The sequence below is a fragment of the Cupriavidus sp. 05T41 genome (assembly GCF_056396525.1).
Genome location: NZ_JBFTLQ010000057.1, coordinates 54,501 through 78,091, shown reverse-complemented (window position 1 = coordinate 78,091; position 23,591 = coordinate 54,501). Strand labels below are relative to the sequence as shown.

At 67.8% G+C, this 23,591-nt stretch carries 21 protein-coding genes and 2 pseudogenes; 11 read left to right on the top strand and 12 right to left on the bottom strand.

Translation table 11 applies throughout. The features are described 5' to 3' along the window. Nucleotides 1–6: 6 nt before the first annotated feature. Nucleotides 7–852: pseudogene (locus AC1DKV_RS27865) on the bottom strand (IclR family transcriptional regulator). Nucleotides 853–1,005: 153 nt separating this feature from the next. Between AC1DKV_RS27865 and AC1DKV_RS27860 the strand changes: the two are divergent. After that, nucleotides 1,006–1,929 (top strand): LysR family transcriptional regulator, encoded by a 924-nt coding sequence (locus AC1DKV_RS27860; protein WP_477138427.1) that lies wholly within the window; start codon nt 1,006–1,008, stop codon nt 1,927–1,929. 136 nt (nt 1,930–2,065) lie between these two features. Here the strand turns inward: AC1DKV_RS27860 and AC1DKV_RS27855 are convergent, their stop codons facing one another. Further along, on the bottom strand, nt 2,066–2,344 hold the full coding sequence (locus AC1DKV_RS27855) for a hypothetical protein (protein ID WP_441621858.1): 279 nt from the start codon (nt 2,342–2,344) through the stop codon (nt 2,066–2,068). Nucleotides 2,345–2,642: 298 nt separating this feature from the next. Continuing rightward, nucleotides 2,643–3,212 carry a YggT family protein gene (locus tag AC1DKV_RS27850; protein WP_441621860.1) on the bottom strand — a complete coding sequence of 190 codons (570 nt, stop codon included), beginning with the start codon at nt 3,210–3,212 and terminating at the stop codon, nt 2,643–2,645. Nucleotides 3,213–3,413: 201 nt separating this feature from the next. Here AC1DKV_RS27850 and AC1DKV_RS27845 point away from each other — a divergent pair, with 201 nt between their 5' ends. Together AC1DKV_RS27845 and AC1DKV_RS27840 are read left to right on the top strand one after the other, a co-directional pair. Continuing rightward, nucleotides 3,414–3,863: a MarR family winged helix-turn-helix transcriptional regulator gene (locus AC1DKV_RS27845; protein ID WP_441621862.1), complete on the top strand. Its 450-nt coding sequence runs from the start codon at nt 3,414–3,416 to the stop codon at nt 3,861–3,863. Between the two features lie 132 nt (nt 3,864–3,995). Then, nucleotides 3,996–4,682: a glycine zipper 2TM domain-containing protein gene (locus AC1DKV_RS27840; protein ID WP_441650233.1), complete on the top strand. Its 687-nt coding sequence runs from the start codon at nt 3,996–3,998 to the stop codon at nt 4,680–4,682. A 13-nt stretch (nt 4,683–4,695) separates the two neighbouring features. Here AC1DKV_RS27840 and AC1DKV_RS27835 read toward each other — a convergent pair whose 3' ends face one another. The 3 genes from AC1DKV_RS27835 to AC1DKV_RS27825 form a co-directional block, all read right to left on the bottom strand. Next, complete coding sequence (locus AC1DKV_RS27835; protein WP_477138426.1) at nt 4,696–6,231, bottom strand: fatty acyl-CoA synthetase; 1,536 nt, start codon at nt 6,229–6,231, stop codon at nt 4,696–4,698. Nucleotides 6,232–6,500: 269 nt separating this feature from the next. Then, nucleotides 6,501–7,208 (bottom strand): dienelactone hydrolase family protein, encoded by a 708-nt coding sequence (locus tag AC1DKV_RS27830; protein WP_477138425.1) that lies wholly within the window; start codon nt 7,206–7,208, stop codon nt 6,501–6,503. A 182-nt stretch (nt 7,209–7,390) separates the two neighbouring features. Then, nucleotides 7,391–8,128, bottom strand: coding sequence for a DNA/RNA non-specific endonuclease (locus AC1DKV_RS27825; RefSeq protein ID WP_441650240.1), 738 nt, complete (start codon nt 8,126–8,128; stop codon nt 7,391–7,393). Between the two features lie 316 nt (nt 8,129–8,444). Here AC1DKV_RS27825 and AC1DKV_RS27820 point away from each other — a divergent pair, with 316 nt between their 5' ends. Beyond that, a complete protein-coding gene (locus tag AC1DKV_RS27820) occupies nt 8,445–9,356 on the top strand; it encodes a LysR family transcriptional regulator (protein ID WP_477138424.1) in 912 nt (303 codons plus the stop codon). A gap of 127 nt (nt 9,357–9,483) precedes the next feature. Next, complete coding sequence (locus AC1DKV_RS27815) at nt 9,484–10,227, top strand: SDR family oxidoreductase (protein WP_441650235.1); 744 nt, start codon at nt 9,484–9,486, stop codon at nt 10,225–10,227. Between the two features lie 37 nt (nt 10,228–10,264). Here the strand turns inward: AC1DKV_RS27815 and AC1DKV_RS27810 are convergent, their stop codons facing one another. After that, nucleotides 10,265–10,516 (bottom strand): hypothetical protein, encoded by a 252-nt coding sequence (locus AC1DKV_RS27810; RefSeq protein WP_477138423.1) that lies wholly within the window; start codon nt 10,514–10,516, stop codon nt 10,265–10,267. Between the two features lie 348 nt (nt 10,517–10,864). On the opposite strand from AC1DKV_RS27810, the gene AC1DKV_RS27805 reads away from it, so the two are divergent. Continuing rightward, the gene (locus tag AC1DKV_RS27805) at nt 10,865–11,071 is read left to right on the top strand and encodes a dodecin (protein ID WP_441621876.1); all 207 of its coding nucleotides are present in this window, start codon (nt 10,865–10,867) and stop codon (nt 11,069–11,071) included. Here the strand turns inward: AC1DKV_RS27805 and AC1DKV_RS27800 are convergent. Both AC1DKV_RS27800 and AC1DKV_RS27795 read right to left on the bottom strand, forming a co-directional pair. Next, nucleotides 11,040–11,831: a tetratricopeptide repeat protein gene (locus AC1DKV_RS27800; RefSeq protein WP_477116820.1), complete on the bottom strand. Its 792-nt coding sequence runs from the start codon at nt 11,829–11,831 to the stop codon at nt 11,040–11,042. The two genes, AC1DKV_RS27805 and AC1DKV_RS27800, sit on opposite strands and share 32 nt — an antisense overlap. A gap of 101 nt (nt 11,832–11,932) precedes the next feature. Beyond that, complete coding sequence (locus AC1DKV_RS27795) at nt 11,933–14,146, bottom strand: TonB-dependent receptor (protein WP_477138422.1); 2,214 nt, start codon at nt 14,144–14,146, stop codon at nt 11,933–11,935. A 551-nt stretch (nt 14,147–14,697) separates the two neighbouring features. Between AC1DKV_RS27795 and AC1DKV_RS27790 the strand changes: the two are divergent. After that, nucleotides 14,698–14,901, top strand: a pseudogene (locus AC1DKV_RS27790) (sigma-54-dependent Fis family transcriptional regulator); the annotation flags it as partial. Between the two features lie 30 nt (nt 14,902–14,931). On the opposite strand, the gene AC1DKV_RS27785 reads toward AC1DKV_RS27790, so the two are convergent. Together AC1DKV_RS27785 and AC1DKV_RS27780 are read right to left on the bottom strand one after the other, a co-directional pair. Continuing rightward, nucleotides 14,932–15,258, bottom strand: a complete 327-nt coding sequence (locus AC1DKV_RS27785) for a hypothetical protein (protein WP_441621882.1) — start codon at nt 15,256–15,258, stop codon at nt 14,932–14,934. A 117-nt stretch (nt 15,259–15,375) separates the two neighbouring features. Then, nucleotides 15,376–16,260, bottom strand: a complete 885-nt coding sequence (locus tag AC1DKV_RS27780) for a helix-turn-helix domain-containing protein (RefSeq protein WP_441621883.1) — start codon at nt 16,258–16,260, stop codon at nt 15,376–15,378. A 374-nt stretch (nt 16,261–16,634) separates the two neighbouring features. On the opposite strand from AC1DKV_RS27780, the gene AC1DKV_RS27775 reads away from it, so the two are divergent. Next, nucleotides 16,635–17,612: a Bug family tripartite tricarboxylate transporter substrate binding protein gene (locus AC1DKV_RS27775; protein ID WP_477138421.1), complete on the top strand. Its 978-nt coding sequence runs from the start codon at nt 16,635–16,637 to the stop codon at nt 17,610–17,612. A gap of 93 nt (nt 17,613–17,705) precedes the next feature. On the opposite strand, the gene AC1DKV_RS27770 is transcribed toward AC1DKV_RS27775, so the two are convergent. Then, the gene (locus AC1DKV_RS27770; protein WP_441650237.1) at nt 17,706–18,050 is read right to left on the bottom strand and encodes a YgiW/YdeI family stress tolerance OB fold protein; all 345 of its coding nucleotides are present in this window, start codon (nt 18,048–18,050) and stop codon (nt 17,706–17,708) included. A gap of 235 nt (nt 18,051–18,285) precedes the next feature. Here AC1DKV_RS27770 and AC1DKV_RS27765 point away from each other — a divergent pair, with 235 nt between their 5' ends. The 3 genes from AC1DKV_RS27765 to AC1DKV_RS27755 all read left to right on the top strand — a co-directional run bounded on the left by AC1DKV_RS27765 (nt 18,286) and on the right by AC1DKV_RS27755 (nt 23,572). Further along, complete coding sequence (locus AC1DKV_RS27765; protein WP_477138420.1) at nt 18,286–19,431, top strand: exonuclease SbcCD subunit D; 1,146 nt, start codon at nt 18,286–18,288, stop codon at nt 19,429–19,431. Next, complete coding sequence (locus AC1DKV_RS27760) at nt 19,428–22,505, top strand: AAA family ATPase (protein ID WP_477138419.1); 3,078 nt, start codon at nt 19,428–19,430, stop codon at nt 22,503–22,505. The genes AC1DKV_RS27765 and AC1DKV_RS27760 overlap by 4 nt, the downstream gene beginning before the upstream one ends. A 386-nt stretch (nt 22,506–22,891) precedes the next feature. Further along, entirely contained in the window at nt 22,892–23,572 is a 681-nt protein-coding gene (locus tag AC1DKV_RS27755; protein ID WP_441621893.1) for a 3-oxoacid CoA-transferase subunit A, read from the top strand. The last annotated feature ends 19 nt before the right edge of the window (nt 23,573–23,591 follow it).

The window sequence follows — 23,591 nt, the reverse complement described above, 5'->3', positions numbered from 1 at the left end:
GCTCTCTCAGGTTCGCAGGCTGATCAGGTTCGAGATCTTCTCGGACGCCGCCAGCAGCGGCGGCAGGAAACTGGCGGCCATCTCGTCGGCGCTGGTGCGGTTGGCCTGGCCGCTGATATTGATGGCKGCGATGATCTGTCCCGCGCGGTTGCGGATGGGCGCCGCCAGCGACACCAGGCCCTCCTCGAGTTCCTGATCGTTGAGCGCCCAGCCGCGCTCGCGGATGCCGGCGACGATGGTCTTGAGTGCCGCGGGATCGGTGACCGTGCGACTGGTGCGGGCGCGCAGGTCGGAGGCGCCCAGCACGCGCTCCAGCTCCGCGTCCGGCAGGCCGGCCAGCAGCACGCGGCCCATCGACGAGCAATAGGCCGGCAGGCGGCTGCCGATGGACAGGTTGATGGTCATGATCTTGCGTGCCGGCACGCGCAGCACGTAGACGATCTCGGTGCCATCGAGCACCGAGATCGAACAGCTCTCGTGCACCTCCTGCTAAAGCGCCTCCATGATCGGCTCGGCCAGGTTCCAGAACGGCATCGAGGTCAGGTAGGCGAAGCCGAGGTCCAGGATCTTGGGCGTCAGGCGGAACAGGCGCCCGTCGGCGCGCACATAGCCCAGCCCCACCAGCGTCAGCAGGATCCGGCGCGCGCCGGCGCGCGTCAGGCCGCTGGCCTGAGCGATCTCGCTCAGCGTCTGGGCCGGATGCTGGGCATCGAAGGCGCGGATGACCGAAAGGCCGCGTGCGAAGGACTGCACATAGGTATCGCTCGGTTTTTCCTGGGCCGGTGCTGCGGGGTCCGCGCCGGCGCCRGCGGCAGGGTTGGCTGGATTGTCTGGAGCGGCAGGGCTGGCCATCGGTCGGTTCGGCCGAACGCCGAATATGCACGGAAAGGCCGAAAGGGTAGAGGAAATGCGCGCCGCGCGCCAGTGTTGCCCTGCGCGGCCGCAGCGCGTGCCGCATAATGGCGCGCGTCTGGAAACATAGTTTGGAAAAGGAAGACCGGCCTGGTGAACGAGACAATCCAGTGGAACGATTGGGAAGCCTTCTGCTGCGTGGTCGAGCAAGGCACTTTCACGGCAGCGGCCGAGCAGCTCGACTGCCCGAAGTCCCGGGTCTCGGCGGCGGTGGCACGGCTGGAAGCCGCCATCGGAGCCAAGCTGCTGCAGCGTACCACCCGGCGCATGCGTCTGACCGACGCCGGCAGCGCCGTGTACCGCGATGTGGCGCCGCTGTTCGCGCGGCTGCGCGAGATCCGGCAGGAAACGCTGGCGCGCGAGGAGCGCGTGCAAGGCGTGCTGCGTATMGCCACGCCGTACGAGTTCGGTGCGCAGCGCCTGGGCGGCGTGATCTGTMATACGCTTGCCGCCCACCCGGCCCTCGATGTGAAGGTGGAAATCTGCCAGGGCATGGTCGATCCCATCCGTGACGGCTTCGATGTCGCCTTCGTCGCGGTCGATAACGACCTGCCCGACTCCGGCACGGTGGCGCGGCGCATCTATCACGTCGAACGTGGCTTGTTCGCGGCGCCGGCGCTGGCCGCCAGCCTGCCGCAGCAACTGCAACCGGAGGACCTGTCCAACCTGCCCACGCTGACCACGCCCGGGGACGGGATGTGGGAGTTCATGCGTGGCGAGGAACGCGTGTCCGTGCCGATCCGCCCGCGCATGCAGACTTCCAACGCGGAATTGCGCCYGCAAGGGGCGCTGGCCGGACTTGGCATCGCGCGGTTGTCAGAGGCTTATTGCGAGGCGGAGGTCGCGCAGGGGCGGCTGGTCAAGGTCATGCCGGACTTCCTGACGCCGCCGCTCCGGGTCTTTGCCCTGCTGCCGGACCGCAGGCTGCAGCCGCGCAAGGTACGCGTGTTCATGGAAGCCGTGGAGGCCATGATGGCGGCCTCCGACCTGCAGGGCCAGCTGCGCGAGGACGGCTGAGCTGCTGGGGCGCGCCCAAAACGAAACAGCCGCGCCCGGCCCGTGAGGGCTGGCGCGGCTGCATGACCGGCTGGCAGGCCGGCCTTGGCCTGCTGCTGTTGTCTCTTCCGTCCCGGGGGATGCCGTTGTGCTGTGCTCAGGCGCCGTCGCTGAAGCTGCTGCGCGCATCGCTCACGCTGCGGGCACCGTCGGTGAACGCATCGCGCTGGCCGGTCAGCGCGCCATCGGTGAACGGGTCGCGCGGGCCTTGGCGTGCGCCGTCGGTGAAAGCGTCGATCTGGCGGCCGATGCTGCCGTCCAGGCGGGCCAGGTCCGAGACCGGCGTGCTGGCGTGCGCGGAAGCGGCGGCCAGCGACAGGCCAATGGCGCAGAGTAGGGTTGCGGCGAGGGTGCGGGGCTGTGCGAGGGTCTTCATGGAGCTTTTCTTCCTGGGCTTATCGTGATGCTTAGTGGCGTGCGCCACGTTGCCCGTAATGTATGCTGCCGGCTTCCCAGGAAAAAGCCCTAATCCTCGAAACACTGTCCAACGTCATGGACAATGGTAGTCCTGCATGCCGCTGGCGACGGGCCAGGCGAAGGCTCGCCGGCGCCCCGGCAGGCACCTTTGGCAGCCCCTCAGCGTCAATTCAAGTGTTCTGGGCTGCTCATGCGCCACTCGCGCCCCGCCAATGTGTCCTTCAGAGCCCGAATCAGAGCCCGAATCAGAGCCCGAATCAGAGCCCGAATCGGGCGCCGAACAGCCCCGCGCCCAGGCGGGCGATGATCATCAGCAGGATCTGCGCGATCACGAACAGCACCAGCGGCGAGATATCGAAGCCGCCCAGGCGCGGCACCACGCGGCGGATCGGGCGCAGCAGCGGTTCGGTCAGGTGGTTGATGGCAGGGGTGACCGGCGAATGCGGGTTCACCCACGACAGGATGGCCATCAGCAACGTGACCCACATCACCATGCTGATGCCCCATTTCAGCACGTTGAGCAGCGAGATGAACACCAGCAGCGGCAGCAGGGTAGACGGATCGGCGCCCGACAGCATGATCACCAGCAGCAGGAACACGATCGCGGTCAGCCATGCGCCCAGCAGCGTGGCCCAGTCGATGCCACCCAGGCCGGGGATGATCCGGCGCAACGGCCGCACCAGCCAGTCCGTGATCTGGAATACACCCTGCGAAACCGGGTTGCGGGTTGGCAGGCGCGTCCATTGCATCCAGACACGCAGCAACAGCGCCATGCCGAACAAGGTGAAGACGGTATCGAGCAGGAAGAGGGCGATTTCCGTGAACATCGGTTTCGGTTCMGTGGCAATGAAAGGTGTCGGCAGTCGGGAGTGTCTGCGGACGCACAGATTCTGCCATACCCGCACCGGTGCCGGTCGAAATGCGGGCGCATGCATGCCGGCTTGCTGCCGCAGCCCCAAGGGACGGCCCCGGGCACAGCCCTATAATGAGCGTCGAGCCAAGATCACAGCGCAACGACGCTGCCCGCCATGACCCGTCAGCCTGCCGCCTCCAAACCGCTTGCCAAGCAGGATTTCGAGGCGCTTTCCGATTTCCGCTACCAGCTGCGGCGTTTCCTGCGTTTCTCGGAGGACGCGGCCCACAACGAAGGCCTKACCGTGCAGCAGTATCTGCTGATGCTGCATATCCGCGGCTGCGCCGACAAGGACTGGGCGTCGATCGGCGAGCTGGCCGAGCGCCTGCAGGCCAAGCAGCATGGCGTGGTGGCGCTGGTCAATCGCTGCGAGGCAGCGGGCCTGGTCAAGCGCAAGGCCAATTCGGACGACCGCCGCATCGTGGAAGTGCATCTGCTCGCCAAGGGCGAGCGCTTCCTGAACCGGCTGGCGATGCTGCATCGGAGCGAGCTGGAGTCGCTGCGCGGCACCTTCCGCGTGGCGCGCCTGACCCAGTTCAACGACGACGGCGCGGAGCGCGGCTGAACGGGCGCATCGCGGCGCCGCGCACGCGGCGTTACAGGCAGTTACCAATCACAAGCCTCGGTGACACCCGCGGCGCCCTGCCGGCCCTAGACTCGCGCGCATCACAACACGCGACTACCGCAGGAGCCACCGATGTCTTTCCCCTTTTCTCCCCTTCGTACCACCGTGCTGGGTTTGCTTGCCGCCGGTGCCCTGGCCGGCTGCGTGACCGCGCCATATGGAGGGTATGGCGCAGGCTATGGTGGCTACGGGGCCGGCAGCACGCAGGCCAGCGCAGGCTATCCGGTTGCCTATCCGCAGCAGGGTTACCCGCAAGCAGCCTACCCGCAGCCGGGCTCCCAGCCTGGCTATCCGCAAGACAGCTACCCGCAGCAAGGCTACCCGCAGCAGAGCTACCCTCAGCAGGGCTACCCTCAGCAGCAGTATCCCCAGGCCGGCTACCCGCAGACCAGCCCTGCCGAGGGCGGCTATGACGCCTATGGCGTGCGTTACGGCCAGGTCGAATCGATCGAGATGGTGCAAGGGCAATCGCCGGGCGGCGGCGTCGCCGGCGCGCTGATTGGCGGGGTGGTCGGTGGCCTGCTAGGCCACCAGGTCGGCGGCGGGCGTGGCAACACGGTGGCGACCATCGGCGGCGCCGTCGCCGGCGCGGTGGCCGGAAACGAAGTCGAGAAGCATGCCAATACGGCGCCGCCGGCTTACCGCATCCGCGTGCGCACCACCGACAACGGCTATCTCACGCTGACCCAGTCGACGCCGTACAACCTGCGCAACGGCGACCGGGTCAAGGTGCAGAACGGCGTGGCGATGCCGTACTGACGGCGCGGCGGCATCAGGCGCTGAACAGGCTGGCGTAATCCTCGCGCAGCTGGCGCTTGAGCAGCTTGCCTGCCGTGTTGCGCGGCAGGTCCGCCACGAACACGATGCGCTTGGGCACCTTGAACGGCGCCAGCGCCGCGCGCGCATGGGCGAGCAGCGTTTCTTCGCCTGCGTGCGCGTCGCGCTTTAGCACCACGCAGGCGGCCACCGCCTCCACCCACTTCGGATGCGGCAGGGCGAACACGGCCACTTCCGCCACTGCMGCATGCTGGTACAGGCACTCCTCGACCTCGCGGCTCGAGACCAGCACGCCGCCGGAATTGATCACGTCCTTGATGCGGTCGACCACATAGAGATAGCCTTCCTCGTCCATATAGCCCAGGTCGCCGGAATGGAACCAGCCGCCGCCGAACGCCTCGGCGGTCTGCTCCGGCTTGTCCCAGTATTCGGTCAGCAACTGCGGCGAGCGGTGCACGATCTCCCCAAGCTCACCGGGGCGCGCATCGCGCATCGTCTCGTCGACGATGCGCGTTTCCACATTGAGCACCGGGCGACCCGCGGAGGCTGGCCGTTCGCGATGCTCTTCCGGCCCCAGCACGGTGGCCAGCGGCCCGATCTCGCTCTGCCCGTAGCAGTTGAACAGGCGCAGCGCGGGCAGGCGTTCGCGCAACTCCTGTAGCACCGGCAACGGCATGATCGACGCCCCGTAGTAGGCCTTGGTGAGGCTGCCAAGCTGGCGCGGATCGAACTCCGCGTGGCGCAGCAGCGAGATCCAGACCGTGGGCGGCGCGAAGAAGCTGGTGATGCCGGCCTCGCGCACCGTGCGCAGGCAGAAGCCCGGCTCGGGGGCCTGCGCCAGCAGGCAGGTGCCGCMCATCAGCAGCAGCGGCATCAGGAACACATGCATCTGCGCCGAGTGGTAGAGCGGCAGCGCCGCCAGCGAATAGTCTTCGGCCTTGATATCGCAGGTGGCGATGGCGCTCATGTACTCGGCCAGCAAGGCGCGATGCGTTAGCACCGCGCCCTTGGGCGCCGAGGTGGTGCCCGAGGTGTAGAGGATCTGCGCCGGCATGGCTTCGTCCAGCGTGGCGAGGATCGCGCCGGCGGCCCCATCGGCGGCGGCCAGCACATCGTGCGGGCCTCCGCCATACAGGCTGCCAGTCACGTTGCAGGGCAGGCCGTCCACCAGCGGCACCAGCGCCGGATCGGCAAACAKCGCGCTGGCGCCGGACTGGCTGACGATGTACTCCACCTCGCCGCGCGTCATCGAGAAATTCACCGGTACATGGATCAGCCCGGCGCGCAGGCAGCCCAGCCACAGCAGCACATAGGCATCGGAATTCTTGCCGAACGCCGCCACGCGGTCGCCCGGACGCAGCCCCCAGCGCTGCAGCGCGGCCCCCACGCTGGCGCTGGCCGCTTCGAGCTCGCGATAGCTCCAGCTGCGTTCGCCGAAGCGCAGCGCGGTCTTGCCGGGGCTGCGCCGTACCGCGCGGGCAAGGGCATCGGGGATGGTGTTGCGCAGGACGCGCTGCTGCTCTGACTGCATGGTGGTCTCCGTCTTGTCGTTAAGGTCCAGCAAGTCTTGAGCCGCTRCCGCCCGGCTCGCGCCAGGGCGCGCGCAGCGCGATGGCGGCAAGGTCGGCGGCGTCGGCGAACGTCGGCCAGCATACGGGCCGCAGGGATTCGGTGCAAGGCACACCGGGGAGGGGGTGGGCGCGGGCGGAGACGCGGTGCGAGAGGAGGGACGGCCCGCGCCGGGAGCATCGTGGCGCGGGCATGCAGCCGGCTGGCTGCCGAGGTGCGACGCTGCGCGGCTTACAGCGCGCCGGCCAGGAAGGTCAGTGCGCGGCCATGCGCGAGCACTGCCGAAGGCTGGTGATAGGAGCCGCGCGCCCAGCAGTTGAACCCGTGGTCGGCCTGCTGGTACACATGGACTTCCGCGCGCGGGTTGCCCGCCACGGCCGCACGCACCTTTTCGACGGCCTCAGCCGGGATGTGCGCGTCGAGCGCGCCGTAGTGGAACTGCACCGGCACCTTGATATTGGCGGCCTCGTGCAGGTTGTTCTGGATGCCGCCGCCATAGTACGGCACGGCTGCGTCGACCAGCCCGCGCGCGGCGCTCAGGTAGGACAGCAGGCCGCCGAAGCAGTAGCCCACCGCGGCAATCTTGCCGCMCGCGCCGATCTGCGCGCGCAGCGCCCCGGCGGTGGCGGCGAGATCCTTGAGCGCCAGCTCCACGTCGACCTTCTGGCGCAGTTCCATGGCGCGCGCCATGTCGTCACCGGAGTAGCCCAGCTCGACGCGCGGCGCCTGGCGCCAGAATACGTCGGGAGCCAGCACCACGTAGCCATCGAGCGCGTACTGGTCCGCCACGGCGCGGATATGTTCATTGACGCCGAAGATCTCCTGCACCAGCACGATCCCGGACGCGTTGGCGGTCTTGCCGGCCGGCGGCAGGGCAAGGTAGGCATCGAAGGCGCCGCCTTCGGTTTCGACGCGGATCCATTGGCTATTGTTCGACATGGGGGCTTGCTCCATCGTTAGTGAGACAGATAACAGAGGTGAGGCCAGGCAAGGCTAGCGTGGCGATGCGGCGGCGCCGTGACAGGCTGGCTGGCCCGCCGGTGCCGCGGCAAACCGCCAGTGTGCCACTTTCGCGGCTTTCAGGTACGCGGCCGGCAAGGCGCGCCGCCATCGGCCCTTCCTCAGTCCGCCAGGCGCACGCCCGGCAGGAACTCGATGCCGGTGCGCCGGACCAGTTCACTGTAGGAAATCGGCTTGCCCGGCCGGGCTTCGTCGGTGTTCTCGATCCAGTGCGCCCACGCGCGGTTGGCCGACGGGTCGTAGACCAGCTTGTAGAGATACTTGGGTACCCAGACGTTGTCGTTGCCGATGGTCTGGACCTTGCCTTCGAAGAAGGGGCCGGAGATCACGTACACATCGCCGCTGGCACGCAAGGCGTACTTGCGCGTCGCCTTCTCGATGGAGGCCCACGCCTTGCGATTGTTCTGCGGTGCCTGGGGAACCATGTTGGCGAGCGAGAAACTCTGCGCCATGGCCTGGGCGGTCGGCTGGTCGGCCGCCGGCGAGAGGTGGCCGCGGTCGTAGCCGCTGCCCTTGTAGTCATCGAGTTCGGCGCGTTCGGCGCGCGGCAGGCGCGCGTCGGCGAAGAAGCGGTCGGTCCGTTCCTCGTCCTTCGCGTCGATCAGCTGGCTGCGCGACAGCCGCTCGGCCACGTACAACGGCGTCTTGCTGCGGCCGGAGTGGAGCACGGCGAAGGCGTCGTAGCAAAGTTCGCGCGCCTTGATCTGCGGGTCGCTCTGCACCCTGGGCGCGGCGCTGCGGGCGAAGAACTGGGGGCATTGCGCAAAGCCGGGCGCGCTGGCGCCGGCTGCGCGCGGTGCCGGCGCGGCATCCATGTCCATGCCGCGGGACTTGGCCATGGCGGGCGGCGCGACTGCTGCCGCCACGGCAAGGAACAGGGTCGTCAGCACGGTTGCTGCTGCTTTTGTCGTGATCGTCGCTAGTGTTGTTGCTGTCTTCATTCTTCGTGTCGGGAAACGGGCAGCCCGCGCAAGGCGGCCGCAAGGGCGCAGTGGCAGGCCATGCGGCACCCGGGCTTGCAAGCTGCCCGGGCCGCGGGCGTCGCGCATTCTGCCAGAGTGCCGCGCAGTGCGGCATGGCGCGGTGGCCGGCGCCTTTTATAATCGCGCTTTCGCGTCATCGTCACGCGCACGCATACAAGGCGTCCACACAACCATGCTCAACCGGCTCGAAATGCTGAGGATCTTCTGCGCGGCGGCGGAGTCGGCGTCGTTCAAGGCGGCTGCCGCGCGGCTCGGCACGTCGCCGCAGACCGTGACGCGCGCCATCCAGGATCTCGAAGAGGCGGTCGGCGAGCCACTGTTCCACCGCAACACGCGCCAGATCCGCATCACGGCCGCGGGCGAACGGCTGGCCKAGCGCGCCCGCGCGGCGCTGCTCGACGTGGACAGCCTGTTCGCGCATCCGGCCAGCCGCTCCGACAGCGAGCTCAAGGGCGTCGTGCGCATTACCGCGCCCAGCACGCTGGGCCGCCAACACCTGCTGGTGGCGCTGCGGGCACTGGCCCTGGCGCATCCCGGCATCACGCTGGACATCCGGCTGTCCGACCAGATTGCCGACGTGGTGGACGACGAGATCGATATCGGCCTGCGCCTGGGCATGTTCCGCGACCAGCGCCTGGTGGCGCGCATGACCACCCGCGTGGCCTTCCATGTGGTGGGCACGCCGGAGCTGATCGCGCGGGTGGGCAAGCCCGCCGGCCTCGCCGACCTGGCGGCATTGCCTGTCACCGGCCTGATCGACCGCAGCACCGGCCGCGCCTGGCCCTGGTACTTCGCCCAGGGCGAGCAGTTCACGCCGCGCTCGCCGGCCTTCCTCAGCGACGATCCCGAGACCGAGATGGAGGCCATCCTCTCGGGCCTCGCATACGGTCAGCTGCCAGACTACCTCGCCCAGCCTCACCTGCGCTCGGGCCGCCTGGCCAGCGTGCTGGAACGCTACGCGCCGGCGCCATGGGGTTTGTATATCTACCGGTCGCGGCGCAGTCCCGTGCCGATGCGCATCCGGCTGGTATTCGATGCGCTGGTCGCCTATTTCGGCAATATGGCCGCGGCGCATGCGTCMTGAGCGGCCATCTCTGGTATTCCAATTATTGGAATTCTGAAATCAAAACATTTCCATTTTTGTTGATTCATGCGCCAGACATAATGACTTCGTCGGCAGGCACCACGCTTGCATTCCACGGAGCAAGAGCATGAGCAAGGGTATCGAAGGAAAAGTCGTCGTCATCACCGGCGCAAGCAGCGGACTGGGTGAGGCAACCGCGCGCCACCTGGCCGGGGCAGGTGCCTCCCTGGTGCTGGCGGCGCGCCGCGGCGACCGCCTGGAAGCGCTGGCAGCGGAGATTCGCGCCAAGGGTGGGCGCGCGGAGACCGCCGTGGTGGACGTCAGCCGCCGCGCGGACGTGCAGGCGCTGGTGGAGAAAGCCGTGGCCGCCTTCGGCCGCGTCGACGTGATGGTCAACAATGCCGGCCTGATGGCGATCGCCCCGATGAGCGAGGGCAAGGTCGACGAGTGGGACCGCATGATCGACATCAATATCAAGGGCGTGCTGTACGGCATTGCCGCGGCGCTGCCGGTCTTCCAGAAGCAGGGCGCGGGGCATTTCATCAACATCGCCTCGGTTGCCGGCGTGAAGGTCTTCAGCCCGGGCGGCACTGTCTATAGCGGCACCAAGTTCGCGGTGCGCGCCATTTCCGAAGGGCTGCGCCATGAGGTGGGCGGCGCAATCCGCACCACCGTGATCTCGCCGGGCGCGGTCGACTCCGAACTCAAGCTCGGCAGCAGCCACGCGCAGAGCACGCAGGCGGTCAATGAGTTCTACCAGCAGGCGATTCCGGCGGATTCGGTGGCGCGCGCGATTGCATACGCCATCGAGCAGCCGGCGGACGTGGATATCAACGAGATCGTGCTGCGCCCGGCGGTACAGGAATTCTGAGCCGGTGACCGGGCGGCGGGACAGCGCGGCTGCCGTGTCAGGCGGCGCGCGGTGTCTTGCGGGTTCGCATGCCCGAAGGGCGGACCTGCTGCAGCGTGCGCAGGCTCTGGATGGCGTCTTCGATGGCTTCGATGCCTTGCGTTAKGCGGTCGCGCGCAAGGCCCAGCGCGGTCTGCGTCTCGGCATCGAAAATGGCCAGGTGATCGAGGGAGTCGACTTCAGCCTGCAGTTGTCCGACCAGCCGTCTTAGCTGGGCGGTGCTGTGTGAAGCGGTGGAGCGTATTGCCATTGCGGTCTCCGAAAAGGCAGGGCGCACATTCGTAAGGTAGAACGTATGTGGCGGAAAGGACAAACACTTTCGCCGCCCCATTCATCTGATTCACGCGCCCTGCAACAGTTMGCGTCGACTATGCACGAACGCGCGCGCCGTCGCCATGCCGCAGGTCATAGTGGCATGAACCTTGCCGCCCGGATTCTCGTATGCCGCAAGCGGCGCAAGCCGCCGCCCCACCGCGCATGCTCCTCTCGCTTGGGCTTTGCCGTGCCCGCTGCCTATGATGAAGAGGCGTATCTGGCGCGCCGGGATGCCCCGGGGCGCCGGTATAACTTGCGGCCAACGAACGCCAAGGAGACGGACATGTCAAGCCACACTTACAAGCTGGTCGAGATCGTGGGCTCCTCGCCGGACAGTTGCGATGCGGCGATCCGCAGCGCCATCGAAAAGGCCAGCGAGACCATCCAGCATATCGACTGGTTCGAAGTGGTAGAGACACGCGGCCATATCGCCGACGGCAAGGTGGCGCACTTCCAGGTCACGCTGAAGATTGGTTTCCGCGTGAGCTGAGTGCCMGCGCGGCGGCGTCCGCATGGCCGAACAGCCGGTTGAGGGCGGCATCGGGCGCGTCGCGCAGGAACGCGAGCATCTTCTCGATAAAGGGGGCATTGGCGGTCCGCGGTACCTCGCGTACCCAGCGGATGGCTTCGCCATCCTTGCCGCACAGGGCGAGCGCGCGCGCGTAGTTGAACTGTCCACGGAAGTCGCCGGCTACGGCCGCGCGGCGATAGTAATCCATCGCCATGGCCGCGTCGCGTTCGACTTCCCAGCCGTCTTCGTAGAAGCCGCCCACGATATTGAGCGACTTGGCATGTCCCATGCCGGCGGCGCGCTCGTACCACGCCAGCGCGTCGGTGCGGCTGGCGGCGATGCCGCGGCCGAGCACGAGCGCGGTGGCCAGGTTGTACATGCCCCATTCGGAGCCGCGTTGCGCCGCCAGCGTGTACCACTGCGCGGCCGCGTGATCGTCCTGCGTGGTGCCCCAGCCGTTTTCGTAGCAGCGCCCCGCCAGGTTGGCGGCGCCCGCGTGTCCGGCATGGGCCGCGTACTTGAACCAGGCGAAGGCGCGGGCCTCGTCGCGCGGCACGCCGTGGCCGGCGAGAAACCACTGGCCCAGGATCATCTGCGCGTCGAGGTTGCCTTGCACCGCCGCGCCGCCCAGCCAGGGCAGCGCCAGGTGCGCGGGCTCGCGCAGTTTGCCGGCCAGCCCGGCAGCGCCGAGCTGGTCCAGTTCGCCGGGGGAGGCGATGCGAAAGGGCAGTGTGTCCATGCGAAGAGTGAAAGGAAAAACGGCACACCGCGCCGCGCGGGGCGATGTGCCGTGTCAGGCCGGTGCCGGTTCGCCGGCCGCGGCCGCGGGCCAGCGCGGACTCAGTAGCGCACGTTGAGGTTCACGATTGCCGCGCGCCCCGGCGCGATGGACGCGTAGTGGCTGGCGTAGGCMTGGTTGTAGTAGACCTTGTTGGTCAGGTTCAGCAGGTTGAGCTGCAGGCCCACGTTCTTGTTGATGCGGTACGCGGCCATGGCGTCGAAGCGCCAGTACGAGGGCACCCACTTGTTGGTGGCTTCGCTGCCCCAGATCTTCGACACGTAGTACGCGCCACCGCCCACCGTGAGCTTGGGCATGGCCTGGTAGGTGGTCCATGCGCTGAAGCTGTCCGCCGGGGTGTTGGGGAAGGACTGGCCGTCGGTGGCACCGAAGGCAATCCCGGAGCCGCCGTTCTTGCGCAGCTCGCTCTTCAGGTGGGTATAGCCGCCGAACACCGCCCACTTGTCGGTGACATTGCCGGCGAAGCCGAGCTCGACCCCGTCCACGCGCTTGTTGCCGGCCATGACCGCGGTGCCATCCTGCTGGACGATGCGGGCATTGGTGGTCTCCACGCGGAAGATGGCCGCGGTCAGTTGCAGGCGCTTGTTCAGCACGTCCCACTTGGTGCCGAGTTCGACGGCACGGTTCTTTTCAGGGGCGAGCTGGTCGCCGCGATTGCCGGCGCGGTCCGGCGCCAGCGCATTGCCGTCGCTGCCCTGGGACAGGAAGGAGCCGGCCGGCGTGGACGAGGTACCGTAGGAAATGTAGATGCTGCCGTTGTCCACCGGCTTGAACACCAGCCCGAACTGGTAGTTGAACAGGTTATCGTTGCGCGAGTATTCGGCGCGCGTGCCGTTGGCTGCGCGGGCGGCCTGGAAGTTGGCGGTGTAATGATCGAAGCGCACGCCGCCATTGAACAGCCATTGCTTGCTCAGCTCGATCGAGTCGAAGGCGTAGACCGAACTGGTGGTGGTCTTGGAGTTGGTCGGGTTGTTCGCGCGCGTGATCGAACCAGCCCACGGATCGTTCGGGTTCGGGTTGAACAGCGTGGTGCAGTTGTAGCCGCCGGCGGCGCCGGGACCGCTGGGGCAGCGGTTGCTGCCGGTGGCCACGGTATAGCTGTCGTTCTCGCTCTTTTCCTGCCCGAACTCCACGCCGAAGGCGTACTTGTGCTTGACGGTGCCGGTGGCGAATTCGCCGGACAGGTCGGTCTGGTTGGCGATGGTCTTCGCGGTAGCGACGCGCGTGTTGACGCGGCGCCAGACCATGTCGTAGTAGATGTTGCCCTGGCTGTCGTCAGGCTGCGTCCAGATATAGTCCTGCGTGGTGCGCGCAAACCGGGTTTGGTTGCGGAATTTCAGCGCCGGGCTGAAATCGTGCTCGAAGCGCACCGTGCCCATGTCGGCCTTGTCCTTGCGGAAATCGCGGTCCAGCAGGCCGTAGTACGTATTGCGCGGCACGTTCACGGGCGAGCCGTCKCCGGCCAGGCGCGTGCGCGGGCGGCCATCGGTGCGGGCGTTGAACGTGGGGTTGTTGTAAGGGATGCCGGTGTCGGGGATGTCGTCCGACTGCATGTGGTAGTACGACAGCGTCAGACGCGTGTCGGTACCCAGCCCGAACGCGACCGACGGCGCGAAGCCCCAGCGGTTGGCGTGCGTGGCGTMGCGGCCGGGCACGTCGGCATMGTGGTACATCGCGTTCAGGCGGAACGCCGCGTGGTCGGCAAACTTCCAGTTGCCGTCGGCGGTGCCGCGCTTGTAGTCGGCGTTGCCGAGGCTGACGTTGCCTTCGGCGAAGCTGGTCAGCTTGGGCGCCTTGCTGACGATATTGATGCTGCCGCCCGCGGAGCCGCGGCCGTCGTAGGCGCCGGCCGGGCCCTTGGTGACTTCCACCGACTCCACATTGAACAGCTCGCGGCTTTGCGAACCGATATCGCGGAAGCCATCGAGGAAGGTGCTTGCCTGCGCGTCGTAGCCGCGGATGAACGGGCGGTCACCCACCGGGTTGCCGCCTTCGCCGGCACCGAATGCAATGCCGGGTACGGTGCGCAGCACTTCGCTCAGGCTGGTCGAAGCAGTGCTCTGGATCACTTCCTGGGGGATGACGGTGATCGACTTCGGGGTATCGAGCAGTGCCGCGGGCGTCTTGATCGAGGAAGCCGTGTCTGCCTTGAAGCCGCTGTCGGCGGCACCACTCACCGTCACTTGCGGCAATTCCACGTGCGACGCGGTATTGCCCGTGGTCTGCGCCGCCACCGKAGCGGCTGCGACCGCCATGCCGACCGCGCCGGAAAGGCGGGGGATGGCGTTAGATCTCTTGCTTTTATCGATGGCGACAACAGTCTGCACGATTACCTCTGTTTTATTGAATGGTAGTACGAATGAGAGTAATTATCATTTTATGTTATATGTCCGTCAAGACATACATTCGAACGATGTGTAGCGAAAACGTTACATTTATCGGGTGAGTTACGCGGTGGGGCCTGGCATCAGGTGCGTCGCAGGCAAGGGGGATGCGCCCGCCGAATGGAGCTGGCGGGAGGGAGACGAGGCGCGCAGACGGGCGGATGGCAGCCCGGACTGGGCGACCGGCATGACGCCGGTCGAGGGGATGAATGGAGCAGGCGCCTGGGTTGGCCCGTCATTCGGTCAGTCGAAACGAACGCAGCGCCTTGCATGGTTTCGTGGTTCCACTGAAAGCAGATGCGATCCATTGTCACCTGCACCACAACCATCAAATCGTAGGATTTCGCTGCAAAGCGCTGCGGAAACTTCTGTCTTTCGATATTTACTCGAACTGATACGAGTCAGTGCGTTCGGGCCCCGACCTGCGCCCGGGCGCCTTCGACGGCAACGAGCGCAATGCCGGCTGGCGCGGCGAGACCGGGGAGCACCGCCGTATCGTGGCCGCGCAGGTTGGCAACAGCTGGCGTCGCCAGGATACGGCCGCCAGCCTCGGCATCAGCCGCAAGGTACGGTGGGAGACGATGCGCAAGTTCCGGATCGCGGACAACGAGACCGGGCCCGCCTGAGCCCGATCTCCCCGCAAGGCAGGCCGCGCCTCAGAACGTCTTCTTGCCGCGCTGGTAGGTGCTGACGACGCGGTTCAATTCGGCCACCTGCGCGGCGACATCGCCGTGCAGCGCGCGCGCGATGCCTTGCATATAGCCGAGCAGCTCCTGCTTGGCCGCTTCGGCGAACTCCATGGTGACGGCCTGGTCCTCGTACAGCAGCACGTAGGAGCGGGCGAAGCCGTACAGCAGGAAGTAGGCCGCGGCGTGGGCGGGATCGGTATCGATCAGGTCGCGGGTGGCGTTCTTGACCGCCACGAAGGCGTCGGTGCCGGGGAGCGAATCCTGGAATTGCTGGAGCGTGGTTTCAAGCGTCATGGCGCAATGCGGTGAGTGAAGGCTGGGTCGGTTGAACAAAGACTACGCGAAGAGAGCGTCTGTGAAAGCCTGTGAAAGTCTGTGAAAGAGAGTCCGCAGGATTCCGTGGAGGCCGGGCTATACGCTGTTGAGCATGCGCCGCAGCAGCGCGGCGCCGTCGCTGCCCTTGTAGGCGCGTTGCCACAGATCGTTGACCATGGCCGTGTAGAGCCGCACGGCCTCGGGCGCGGCGGTGACCGTGGCGATGCCGGTCGACACATTGGGAAACTCGCCAAAGCGGAAGGGACTGGTCGCCACATACGCCCGGCCCGGCCGCTCGAAGACCTGGAACGTCACGTTGGGCATGCTGCCGTCGACGATGCCGATCTGCAGGCCGATCGGCTGCGCGTCGAGCAGTGCGATGACCCGCTCGATCTCGCGCCGCGCCGCCAGCGAGCGTTCCATGCGCACCGCGGGCGGCAGGTCCAGGCGCCCCACCAGTCCGAAATGCACGAAGCGCTCCAGCGAGCGCAGGTCGATCAGGCTGGTGATGGGCGGCACGCTGCGCGCGAACGATTGCTTGCGCTCTTCGAGCAGCGCCAGCAGCGCATCGATGGTGGGCTGCGGCGCCGGCTGCGGGCTCTCCGCCAGCATCTGCCGCAGATGACCGGCGTAGTCCGGCGAGGTCAGCAGGTAGGAGATCGGCTCGAAATGCGCCAGGATGCGGGTGGCGCCGTGCTCGAGCTGGCGCATCCGTTCGATATATGCGACCGCCGAGTGGTAGTACTCGGACTCCACGCCGAGCATCGATGCCAGCGACGTGCCCAGCAACTGGGCCAGCCGCCCGAGCGTTTCGATCTTGACGATGTCGCCCTTTTCCATGCGGTAGATGGCGGCGCGCGAGACCCCGAGCTGTTCGGCAATGGCCTCGGCTCGCATGCCCGCGCCCAGGCGATAGGCGCGCAGGCGGTTGCCGATTTCCACGAAATCGACGGGCATCCCGGCAGCGAGCGGAGCATCCATCCTGAAAATCTCAAAAAGAAGACATGGCCTATCCTAGCATGCAAGATCCCGGGATGGCGAGTGCTGGCAGGCAGTGCATGCCACACCGCAGGCGGCATCGAGGCCGCCCGACGCCGTTTCTTTCCCGCGCGTCGCGCGCATGGCGGGTGCAAAGGCTTTGCGCTTCCTTCGCGGCTCTTGAACAAATCTGGTGCGGAAGATGACCGGATGGGTCCAGTTTGGTCTCGTAAACGATACTTGGCTAGATTTTTGGATGGCATGTATATTGCGGCCCGCACCAGGGCGTGGCGATCATCGGGCTGCTCGTTGATCTCCCCCCGCATTACGCAAGATATATAGCAAGCGCGCCCTCACAGGCGCAGGAAAGGAATCCGATGAACAAGTCCCTCGCCGCGGTGCTGTCCGCCGCCGTCTCGCTGTCCTTCGCCGTCGCCGCCGCGCCTGTCGCCGCGGCCGGGTATCCCGACCGGCCCATCACCATCATCGTGCCCTACGCGGCCGGCGGCAGCAACGGTCTGGTGGCGCGCGTCCTGGGCCAGCGCCTCGGGCAGGATCTCGGCGTCTCCGTGGTGGTGGACAACGCGCCCGGCGCCAGCGGGACCATCGGCGCGATCAAGACCATCAACGGGTCGGCCGACGGCTATACGCTGCTGCTGGGCTCCAACAGCGAAATCTCGATCGCCAGGCTGACCAACCCGAAGATCCGATATGACGGCCAGCGCGACCTGACACCGCTGCGCATGGTGGGCTCGCAGCCCATGGTGCTGGTATCCGGCGCGCAGTCCGGCATCCACGGCGTGGACGGCTTCCTGGCACTGGCCAAGAGCAAGAAGCCGGTGAACTACGGCACCTCGGGCATCGGTACGCCCTTGCACCTGTCGGGCGAACTGATCCGCGCCGCCAGCAAGGTCAATATGACCCACGTGCCGTACAAGGGTGGCGCGCCCGCCATCGCCGACCTGATGGCCAACCAGATCGAGCTGGGCGTGCTGGTGCTGTCCACCGCGCTGCCCCAGATCAAGTCCGGCAAGCTGGAGGCCATCGGCGTGACCTCCGCCACGCGCTCGCATGCGGCGCCCAATATCCCGGCGCTGGCGGAGAACAAGGCCATGGCCAGCGTCGACATGCGTCTGTGGTTCGGGCTGTTCGCGCCGGCCAGCACGCCGAAGGCCGTGACCGACAAGCTGTCTGACGCGCTGGCGCGTGCCATCAACGCGCCCGAGGTGAAGAACAAGCTGTCCGAGGCAGGCGTCGATATCGACGCCAAGGATGCCACGGCGTTCCGCGCCTTCATTGCCAGGGAGACCGAGGCGTACCGCAAGATCGTCAKCGAAGCCAACATCCAGGAATAACGCCCGGCACCTTGCCGGCAGCAACGCCCTGAAGACAAGAAGCCCGACGCGAGCGCGCCGGGCTTCTTGTCTTTCAGCGGCAGGCCCGCCGGGTCAGAGCAGGCGGATCTGCTTGACCTTGAACTTGGGCTCGCCCACCCAGTCCTTGTCGTATTCACCGGTCAGCTCTACCTTGGTGGCCGCGCCGACAGGCTGCCCGGCCGGCCACAGCTTGTGCTTGATCTTGACCCGCATCCGCCCGGTGCCGTCATCGAAGCTGTAGAGTTCGTCGCCGATGCTGCTGACGATCTGCCCGGTGAGGACCGCCGGCTGGTCGTCCTTGCCTTGCGCCTGCAGGCTCTTGACGGTGGCGCCCGGCACGGTGGACGGCCCGGTGTATTGCGCTTGCGCGGCCATGGCTGCGGTTGCAAGTGCGGCTGCGATCAGAATGCGTTTCATCTTGTTCTCCTGGTTTTGCATGGCCGGGCATGGGATTGGCCCGGCGTGCCGTGGGCTGGCGCCCTTGCACCAGCATTTGTGCATTGTGCGGAGCACGCGCTGAACCGGAGCTGAACGCCGCGCCGGGCGTTTATCATGTCGCCTGCCGCGGCCGGCCAACACGGGCCCGCGTTTCGCACAAGGCTCGCCAAGAGCTCATGAAGGGCCCAGGAAGGGCCCGCACAGGGATTCCATATTGCGTTTTCTTCACACTGCCGACTGGCATCTCGGGCGCGTCTTCCATGCGCGCAGCCTGCTTGAAGACCAGGCCTGGGTGCTCGATCAGTTCGTGGYGCTGGTCCGCGAGCGCAAGCCCGATGCGGTGCTGATCGCCGGTGACGTCTATGATCGCGCGGTGCCGCCGCCCGAGGCGGTTGCGCTGCTGGACGACGTGCTGGCGCGCATCGTGGTGGACGCGGGCGTGCCGGTGGTGATGATCGCCGGCAATCACGACAGCGCGCAGCGGCTTGGTTTCGGCGCGCGGCTGCTGACCGCGCAGGGCCTGCACGTGGCGGGCCGTACCGAGCGCGACGCCGCCTGCGTGACCTTGTCCGACGCGCATGGCGAAGTGCGCATCTATGCCTTGCCCTATGCCGAGCCCGCCACGGTGCGCGATACCTTCGGCGTGGAAATGCCGGGTCACGAAGCGGCCATCTCCGCCCGCCTCGATGCGATCCGCGCCACGCATCCGGCCCATGCGCGGTCGGTGGTGGTGGCGCATGCCTTCGTGATCGGCGGCGAGGCCAGCGAATCCGAGCGGCCCCTCTCGGTGGGCGGCAGCGGCGCCATTGCCGCGGGCGTGTTCGACGGCTTCGACCTGGTGGCGCTGGGGCATCTGCACCGGCCGCAGACGCTGGGCGAACGCATCCACTATTCCGGCTCGCTGCTGAAGTATTCGCTGTCGGAGGCCGCGCATGCGAAATCGGTCTCCATGATCGAGCTGGGTGCCGACGGTGCCGTCGCCATCGAGACCATCGCCCTGGCGCCCCGGCGCGAGCTGCGCATCCTCGAAGGCGAGCTGGCCGCGCTCGTTGCGCAGGGCGCGGCCGATCCGCGGCGCGACGACTATATCCACGCGGTGCTGACGGATACGGGCGCCTTGCTCGATCCGATGGCTCGCCTGCGCCAGGCCTATCCCAATGCGCTTGCGATCGAGCGTGCGGTGCTGTCGCGCTCCGGCGAGGCAAGCGCCGCGGGCCGGCGCTTGCGCCAGCTCGACACCGGCGAGCTGTTCGCCAGTTTCTTCCGGGAGGTCGCCGACGAAGAACTCGACGAGGGCAAGCGCCATGCGCTCACGCAGGTGCTGGAGGGCATTGCCGCCGCCGACCGGGAGTCCGCATGAGACCGCTGCACCTGAAGCTGCAGGCGTTCGGTCCGTTCGCCGCCTGCGAGGAGATCGATTTCAGCCGGCTCGGCGAGCAGGCGTTCTTCCTGATCCACGGTCCCACCGGCGCCGGCAAGACCACCTTGCTCGACGCCATCTGCTTTGCGCTCTATGGAGATACCTCGGGCGGCGAGCGCAGTGCGCAGGACATGCGCAGCGCCAACGCCGAGGCGGGCCTGCGTACCGAGGTGACCTTCGAGTTCAGCCTGGGCGCGCAGCGCTACCGGGTCACGCGCTCGCCCGCGCAGGACCGCCCCAAGCTGCGCGGCGACGGCATCGTGAAGGAAACCCCCAAGGCCCAGCTCGACAGCATGGACGAGGCCGGCTGGACCAGCAAGGCCAGCCAGCCGAACCGGGTGGACGAGTTCGTGCGCAACCTGCTTGGCTTCGAYAGTAGTCAGTTCCGCCAGGTCATCGTGCTGCCGCAGGGGCGTTTCCGCGAGCTGCTGACGGCGGACTCCAAGAGCCGCCAGGCGATCCTCGAGCGCCTGTTCCGCACCGAGCTGTACCGCCGCGTGGAGGAACTGCTCAAGGCCCAGGCCGCGGGCATACGCCAGCAGGCGGAACGGCTGCGTATCGAGCAGTCCGCCTTGCTGCAGCAATATCAGCTCKATTCCGTGGCGGCGCTGCGCGAGCAGGTGGCGGCGTTGCAGGCGCAACTCGATGAACTCGGGCAACGCGAGGGCGTCGCGCGCGCTGCGCTCGAGCATGCCAGGCTGGCGACCCAGCAGGGCGAACAGGCCGACGCACGCCTGCGCGAGCAACGCGAAGCCGAGGCGGCCCACGCGGTGCTCGCGGCACGGCAGGCTGAGGTGGCGGAACAGCGCGAACGCCTGCGCGCGGCACGCAGGGCCGCGCAGGTGCGGCCCCTCGAGCAGCATCTCGCGCAGGCTGCGCAGGAGCACCGGCAGGCACAACTGGCCCTGGCAAGCGCCGGCGAGCACGCCAGCGCTTGCGCCGCCGTTTCCACGCGCGCGGCCGCCGCGCTCGCCGTGCAGACCKCGCGCATCGGCGAGCGCCAGCAGATGCAGAAGCAGGTGGCGGAGCTGGAGGCCATGCTGCCGCAGGCGCAACGCCTGGGCGCATTGCAGGCCGCACTGCAGCGCGCCGCTGCCGGGCAGGCACGCGCGGCAGCGGCGCACGCGGATGCCGCGCGTGCGCAGGAACAGGCTGCCMTTGCGATGCGCCAGGCCGAAGCCGGCCTGGCCCAGGCCGAGGCCGGCGCGCAGGGCCTGGAGACGATCCTGCTCAAGCAGGCGGATCTGGGCCGGCAGGGCACCACGCTGGACAAATACGCCACCGCCCTGGCGCAGGCGGGACAGGCCCGGCGCCAAGCCGAGGCCGCACAGCACGCGGCGCAGCAAGCCGCCGCGCGGCAGTCGGCCGCGGCCCTGCTTTTGCGCGAGACCGAGCAGGCTTGGCGGGCCGGGCAGGCGGCGCGGCTGGCGGCCAGCCTGCGCTCCGGTGAGGCATGCCCGGTCTGCGGCAGTGCCGCCCATCCGCAACGCGCCCTGCAGTTCGATGCACCGGTGGCGGACGAGGTCCTGGACCAGGCGCGCGAGGACGCGCGGCTGGCGGACCAGGCCGCGCACGCGGCGTCCGCCGCTGCGCAGGGCGCGCTGGCGGCACTGACGCTGCGCCAGGATCAGCTGGAAGAATCGCGCGCGGCCGTCGACGCCCCCGGCATGCCGGCCAACGCGGCAGCGGATGCCGATGCCGCCAGGCACGCGCTTGCCGAGGCCGGCAAGGCGCTGCGCGCGCAGCAGCAAGCCGCGCAGGCCGCCGCGGCGCAGCGCCAGGCACTGGCCGCGGAACTTGAGCGCCAGCGTGGCGCGCTGGCCGCGGCCGAAGCCGCCATTMGCGCCGCCGATGCCGCCGCGCAGGATGCGGCGCAAGGCCACGCCAGGCTGCAGGGCGAGTGGCAGGCAGCCAGCGAACAGGTACCGCCGGAGCGGCGCGAGCCGGAACAGCTCGCGCGCGCGCTGGAGCAGGCACGACACGAACTGGCCGCATGCGATGCCGCGCTGGCGGCCGCCCAGGCTGCCKACAAGCAGGCCGGCGCCGGTCTTGCCGCGGCGCAGGCGGCGCAGGCGGCCGCGCAGGCCAGCATGGCCGGCAGCGCGCTGCGCGAGCAACAGGCCGACGCGGCATTCGCGGGCGCGCTGGCCCAGGCCGGCTTTGCCACGCCGCAGGCTTATGCCGAAGCGTGCATGCCGGAGGCGGAGTCCGTGCAGCTCGAAGCCCGTGTCCAGCGTTTCGACCTCGACCTGGCCGCGGCCACGGATCGCCGCGAGCGCGCTGCCGCCGCCGCGCGCGACCTGGCGGCACCCGATCTCGACACCCTGCGCCGGGTGCAAGCTGAGGCCACCAGCGCGCTGGAAGCGCTGGTGCGCCAGCAGGCCGACCTGCACCGTGGCCGCGAGAACCTGCTGCAATGCCAGCGGCGCCTGGACCGGCTGGCCAGCGACGGAGCGGACATCGAGCGCAGCTACGCGGTACTGGGGCGCCTGGCCGAAGTGGCMAACGGCAACAACCCGCGCCGCATCACTTTCCAGCGCTTCGTGCTGGCTACCCTGCTCGACGAGGTGCTGGAGGCAGCCTCGCTGCGGCTCATGCGCATGAGCCGCAGCCGCTATGAACTACAGCGCGTGCGCGAGCAAGGCGACCTGCGCGCGGCGGGCGGGTTGGACCTGGAGGTGTTCGACCACAACACGGGCATGGCGCGTCCGGCCAATACCCTGTCGGGCGGCGAGGGCTTCCTGGCCTCGCTCTCGCTGGCGCTGGGCCTGGCCGACGTGGTGCAGTCGCGCTCGGGCGGCATCCAGCTCGATACGCTGTTCGTGGACGAAGGATTTGGTACGCTCGACCCGGAGAGCCTGGATTTCGCCATCCATACCTTGATCGACCTGCAGCAGGCCGGCCGGCTGGTGGGCATCATTTCCMATGTGGCGGAGTTGCGCGAACGCATCGATGTGCGGCTGGAGATCCGGCCCGGCGCCTCCGGCAGCCGGGCGGAACTGCAACTGCCCTGAGCGGCCCGGGGGCGACGGGAAAGGCGTAAGCTGCGAAGACCGCCCGCCGCCACCCGTGCCGCCAGCCCGCGGGCCGCATCGCGGCAGGGGTGTCCGGCTAACGCACAAGCGATTTGCCGGCGCCTTGACCGCCTTCCGAGCGGGGGTGTAATCTGTTCATTGTGCGAATTGAGGTTCGCAATTAGAACAAACCAGAATAATAAGAAAAACCAAATTCTGTTGGATTCGTGTCCGGCAGCACGCTCCTGCGGCAATCGCGGGGCGGGCGGGCCGGATGGCCCTTCCGGCAGGACTGTCCGGAGACAGCGTTTCCTGCGCCGCCTGATGTTCCCTCCTTGGCGGCCGGTCCCGGGTAGTTCGTCCGGGCTTTCGGAACTGGAACGCAAGTGATCAACAAGCTATTCGACTCGGTGGAAGCGGCCATGGCCGACATCCACGACGGCGCCACCATCCTGATCGGCGGCTTCGGCATGGCCGGCATGCCGGCACAGCTCATCGACGCCCTCATCGCCCAGGGCGCGCGCGACCTGACCATCGTCAACAACAACGCCGGCAACGGCGACACGGGGCTGGCCGCGCTGCTCAAGGCCAAGCGCGTGCGCAAGATCATCTGCTCGTTCCCGCGCCAGGCCGATTCCTACGTGTTCGATTCGCTCTACCACGCCGGCGAGATCGAGCTGGAACTGGTGCCGCAGGGCAACCTGGCCGAGCGCATCCGCGCCGCCGGCGCCGGCATCGGCGGTTTCTTCACCCGCACCGCCTACGGCACGCCGCTGGCCGAGGGCAAGGAAACCCGCATCATCGACGGCCAGGGCTATGTGTTCGAAAAGCCCATCCACGCCGATTTCGCCCTGATCAAGGCGCAGCGCGCCGACCGCTGGGGCAACCTGACCTACCGCAAGACCGCGCGCAACTTCGGCCCGATCATGGCGATGGCTGCCAATTGCCCCATCGTGCAAGTCAGCGAGATCGTCGAACTCGGCGAACTGGACCCGGAGCACATCGTGACCCCGGGCCTGTTCGTCAAGCGCGTCGTCAAGATCGACGCCGGCAAGACCCCCGTCTGAGCGACAAGGAGATCCAGAA

Bases quoted from the DNA above. Each gene is read 5' to 3' on its own strand.
- AC1DKV_RS27855 (WP_441621858.1), bottom strand. From the start codon at position 2,344: ATGAAGACCCTCGCACAGCCCCGCACCCTCGCCGCAACCCTACTCTGC.
- AC1DKV_RS27815 (WP_441650235.1), top strand. From the start codon at position 9,484: ATGAGCAAGGGTATCGAAGGAAAAGTCGTCGTCATCACCGGCGCAAGC.
- AC1DKV_RS27840 (WP_441650233.1), top strand. From the start codon at position 3,996: ATGTCTTTCCCCTTTTCTCCCCTTCGTACCACCGTGCTGGGTTTGCTT.
- AC1DKV_RS27825 (WP_441650240.1), bottom strand. From the start codon at position 8,128: ATGGCCAAGTCCCGCGGCATGGACATGGATGCCGCGCCGGCACCGCGC.
- AC1DKV_RS27780 (WP_441621883.1), bottom strand. From the start codon at position 16,260: ATGGATGCTCCGCTCGCTGCCGGGATGCCCGTCGATTTCGTGGAAATC.
- AC1DKV_RS27850 (WP_441621860.1), bottom strand. From the start codon at position 3,212: ATGTTCACGGAAATCGCCCTCTTCCTGCTCGATACCGTCTTCACCTTG.
- AC1DKV_RS27805 (WP_441621876.1), top strand. From the start codon at position 10,865: ATGTCAAGCCACACTTACAAGCTGGTCGAGATCGTGGGCTCCTCGCCG.
- AC1DKV_RS27785 (WP_441621882.1), bottom strand. From the start codon at position 15,258: ATGACGCTTGAAACCACGCTCCAGCAATTCCAGGATTCGCTCCCCGGC.
- AC1DKV_RS27770 (WP_441650237.1), bottom strand. From the start codon at position 18,050: ATGAAACGCATTCTGATCGCAGCCGCACTTGCAACCGCAGCCATGGCC.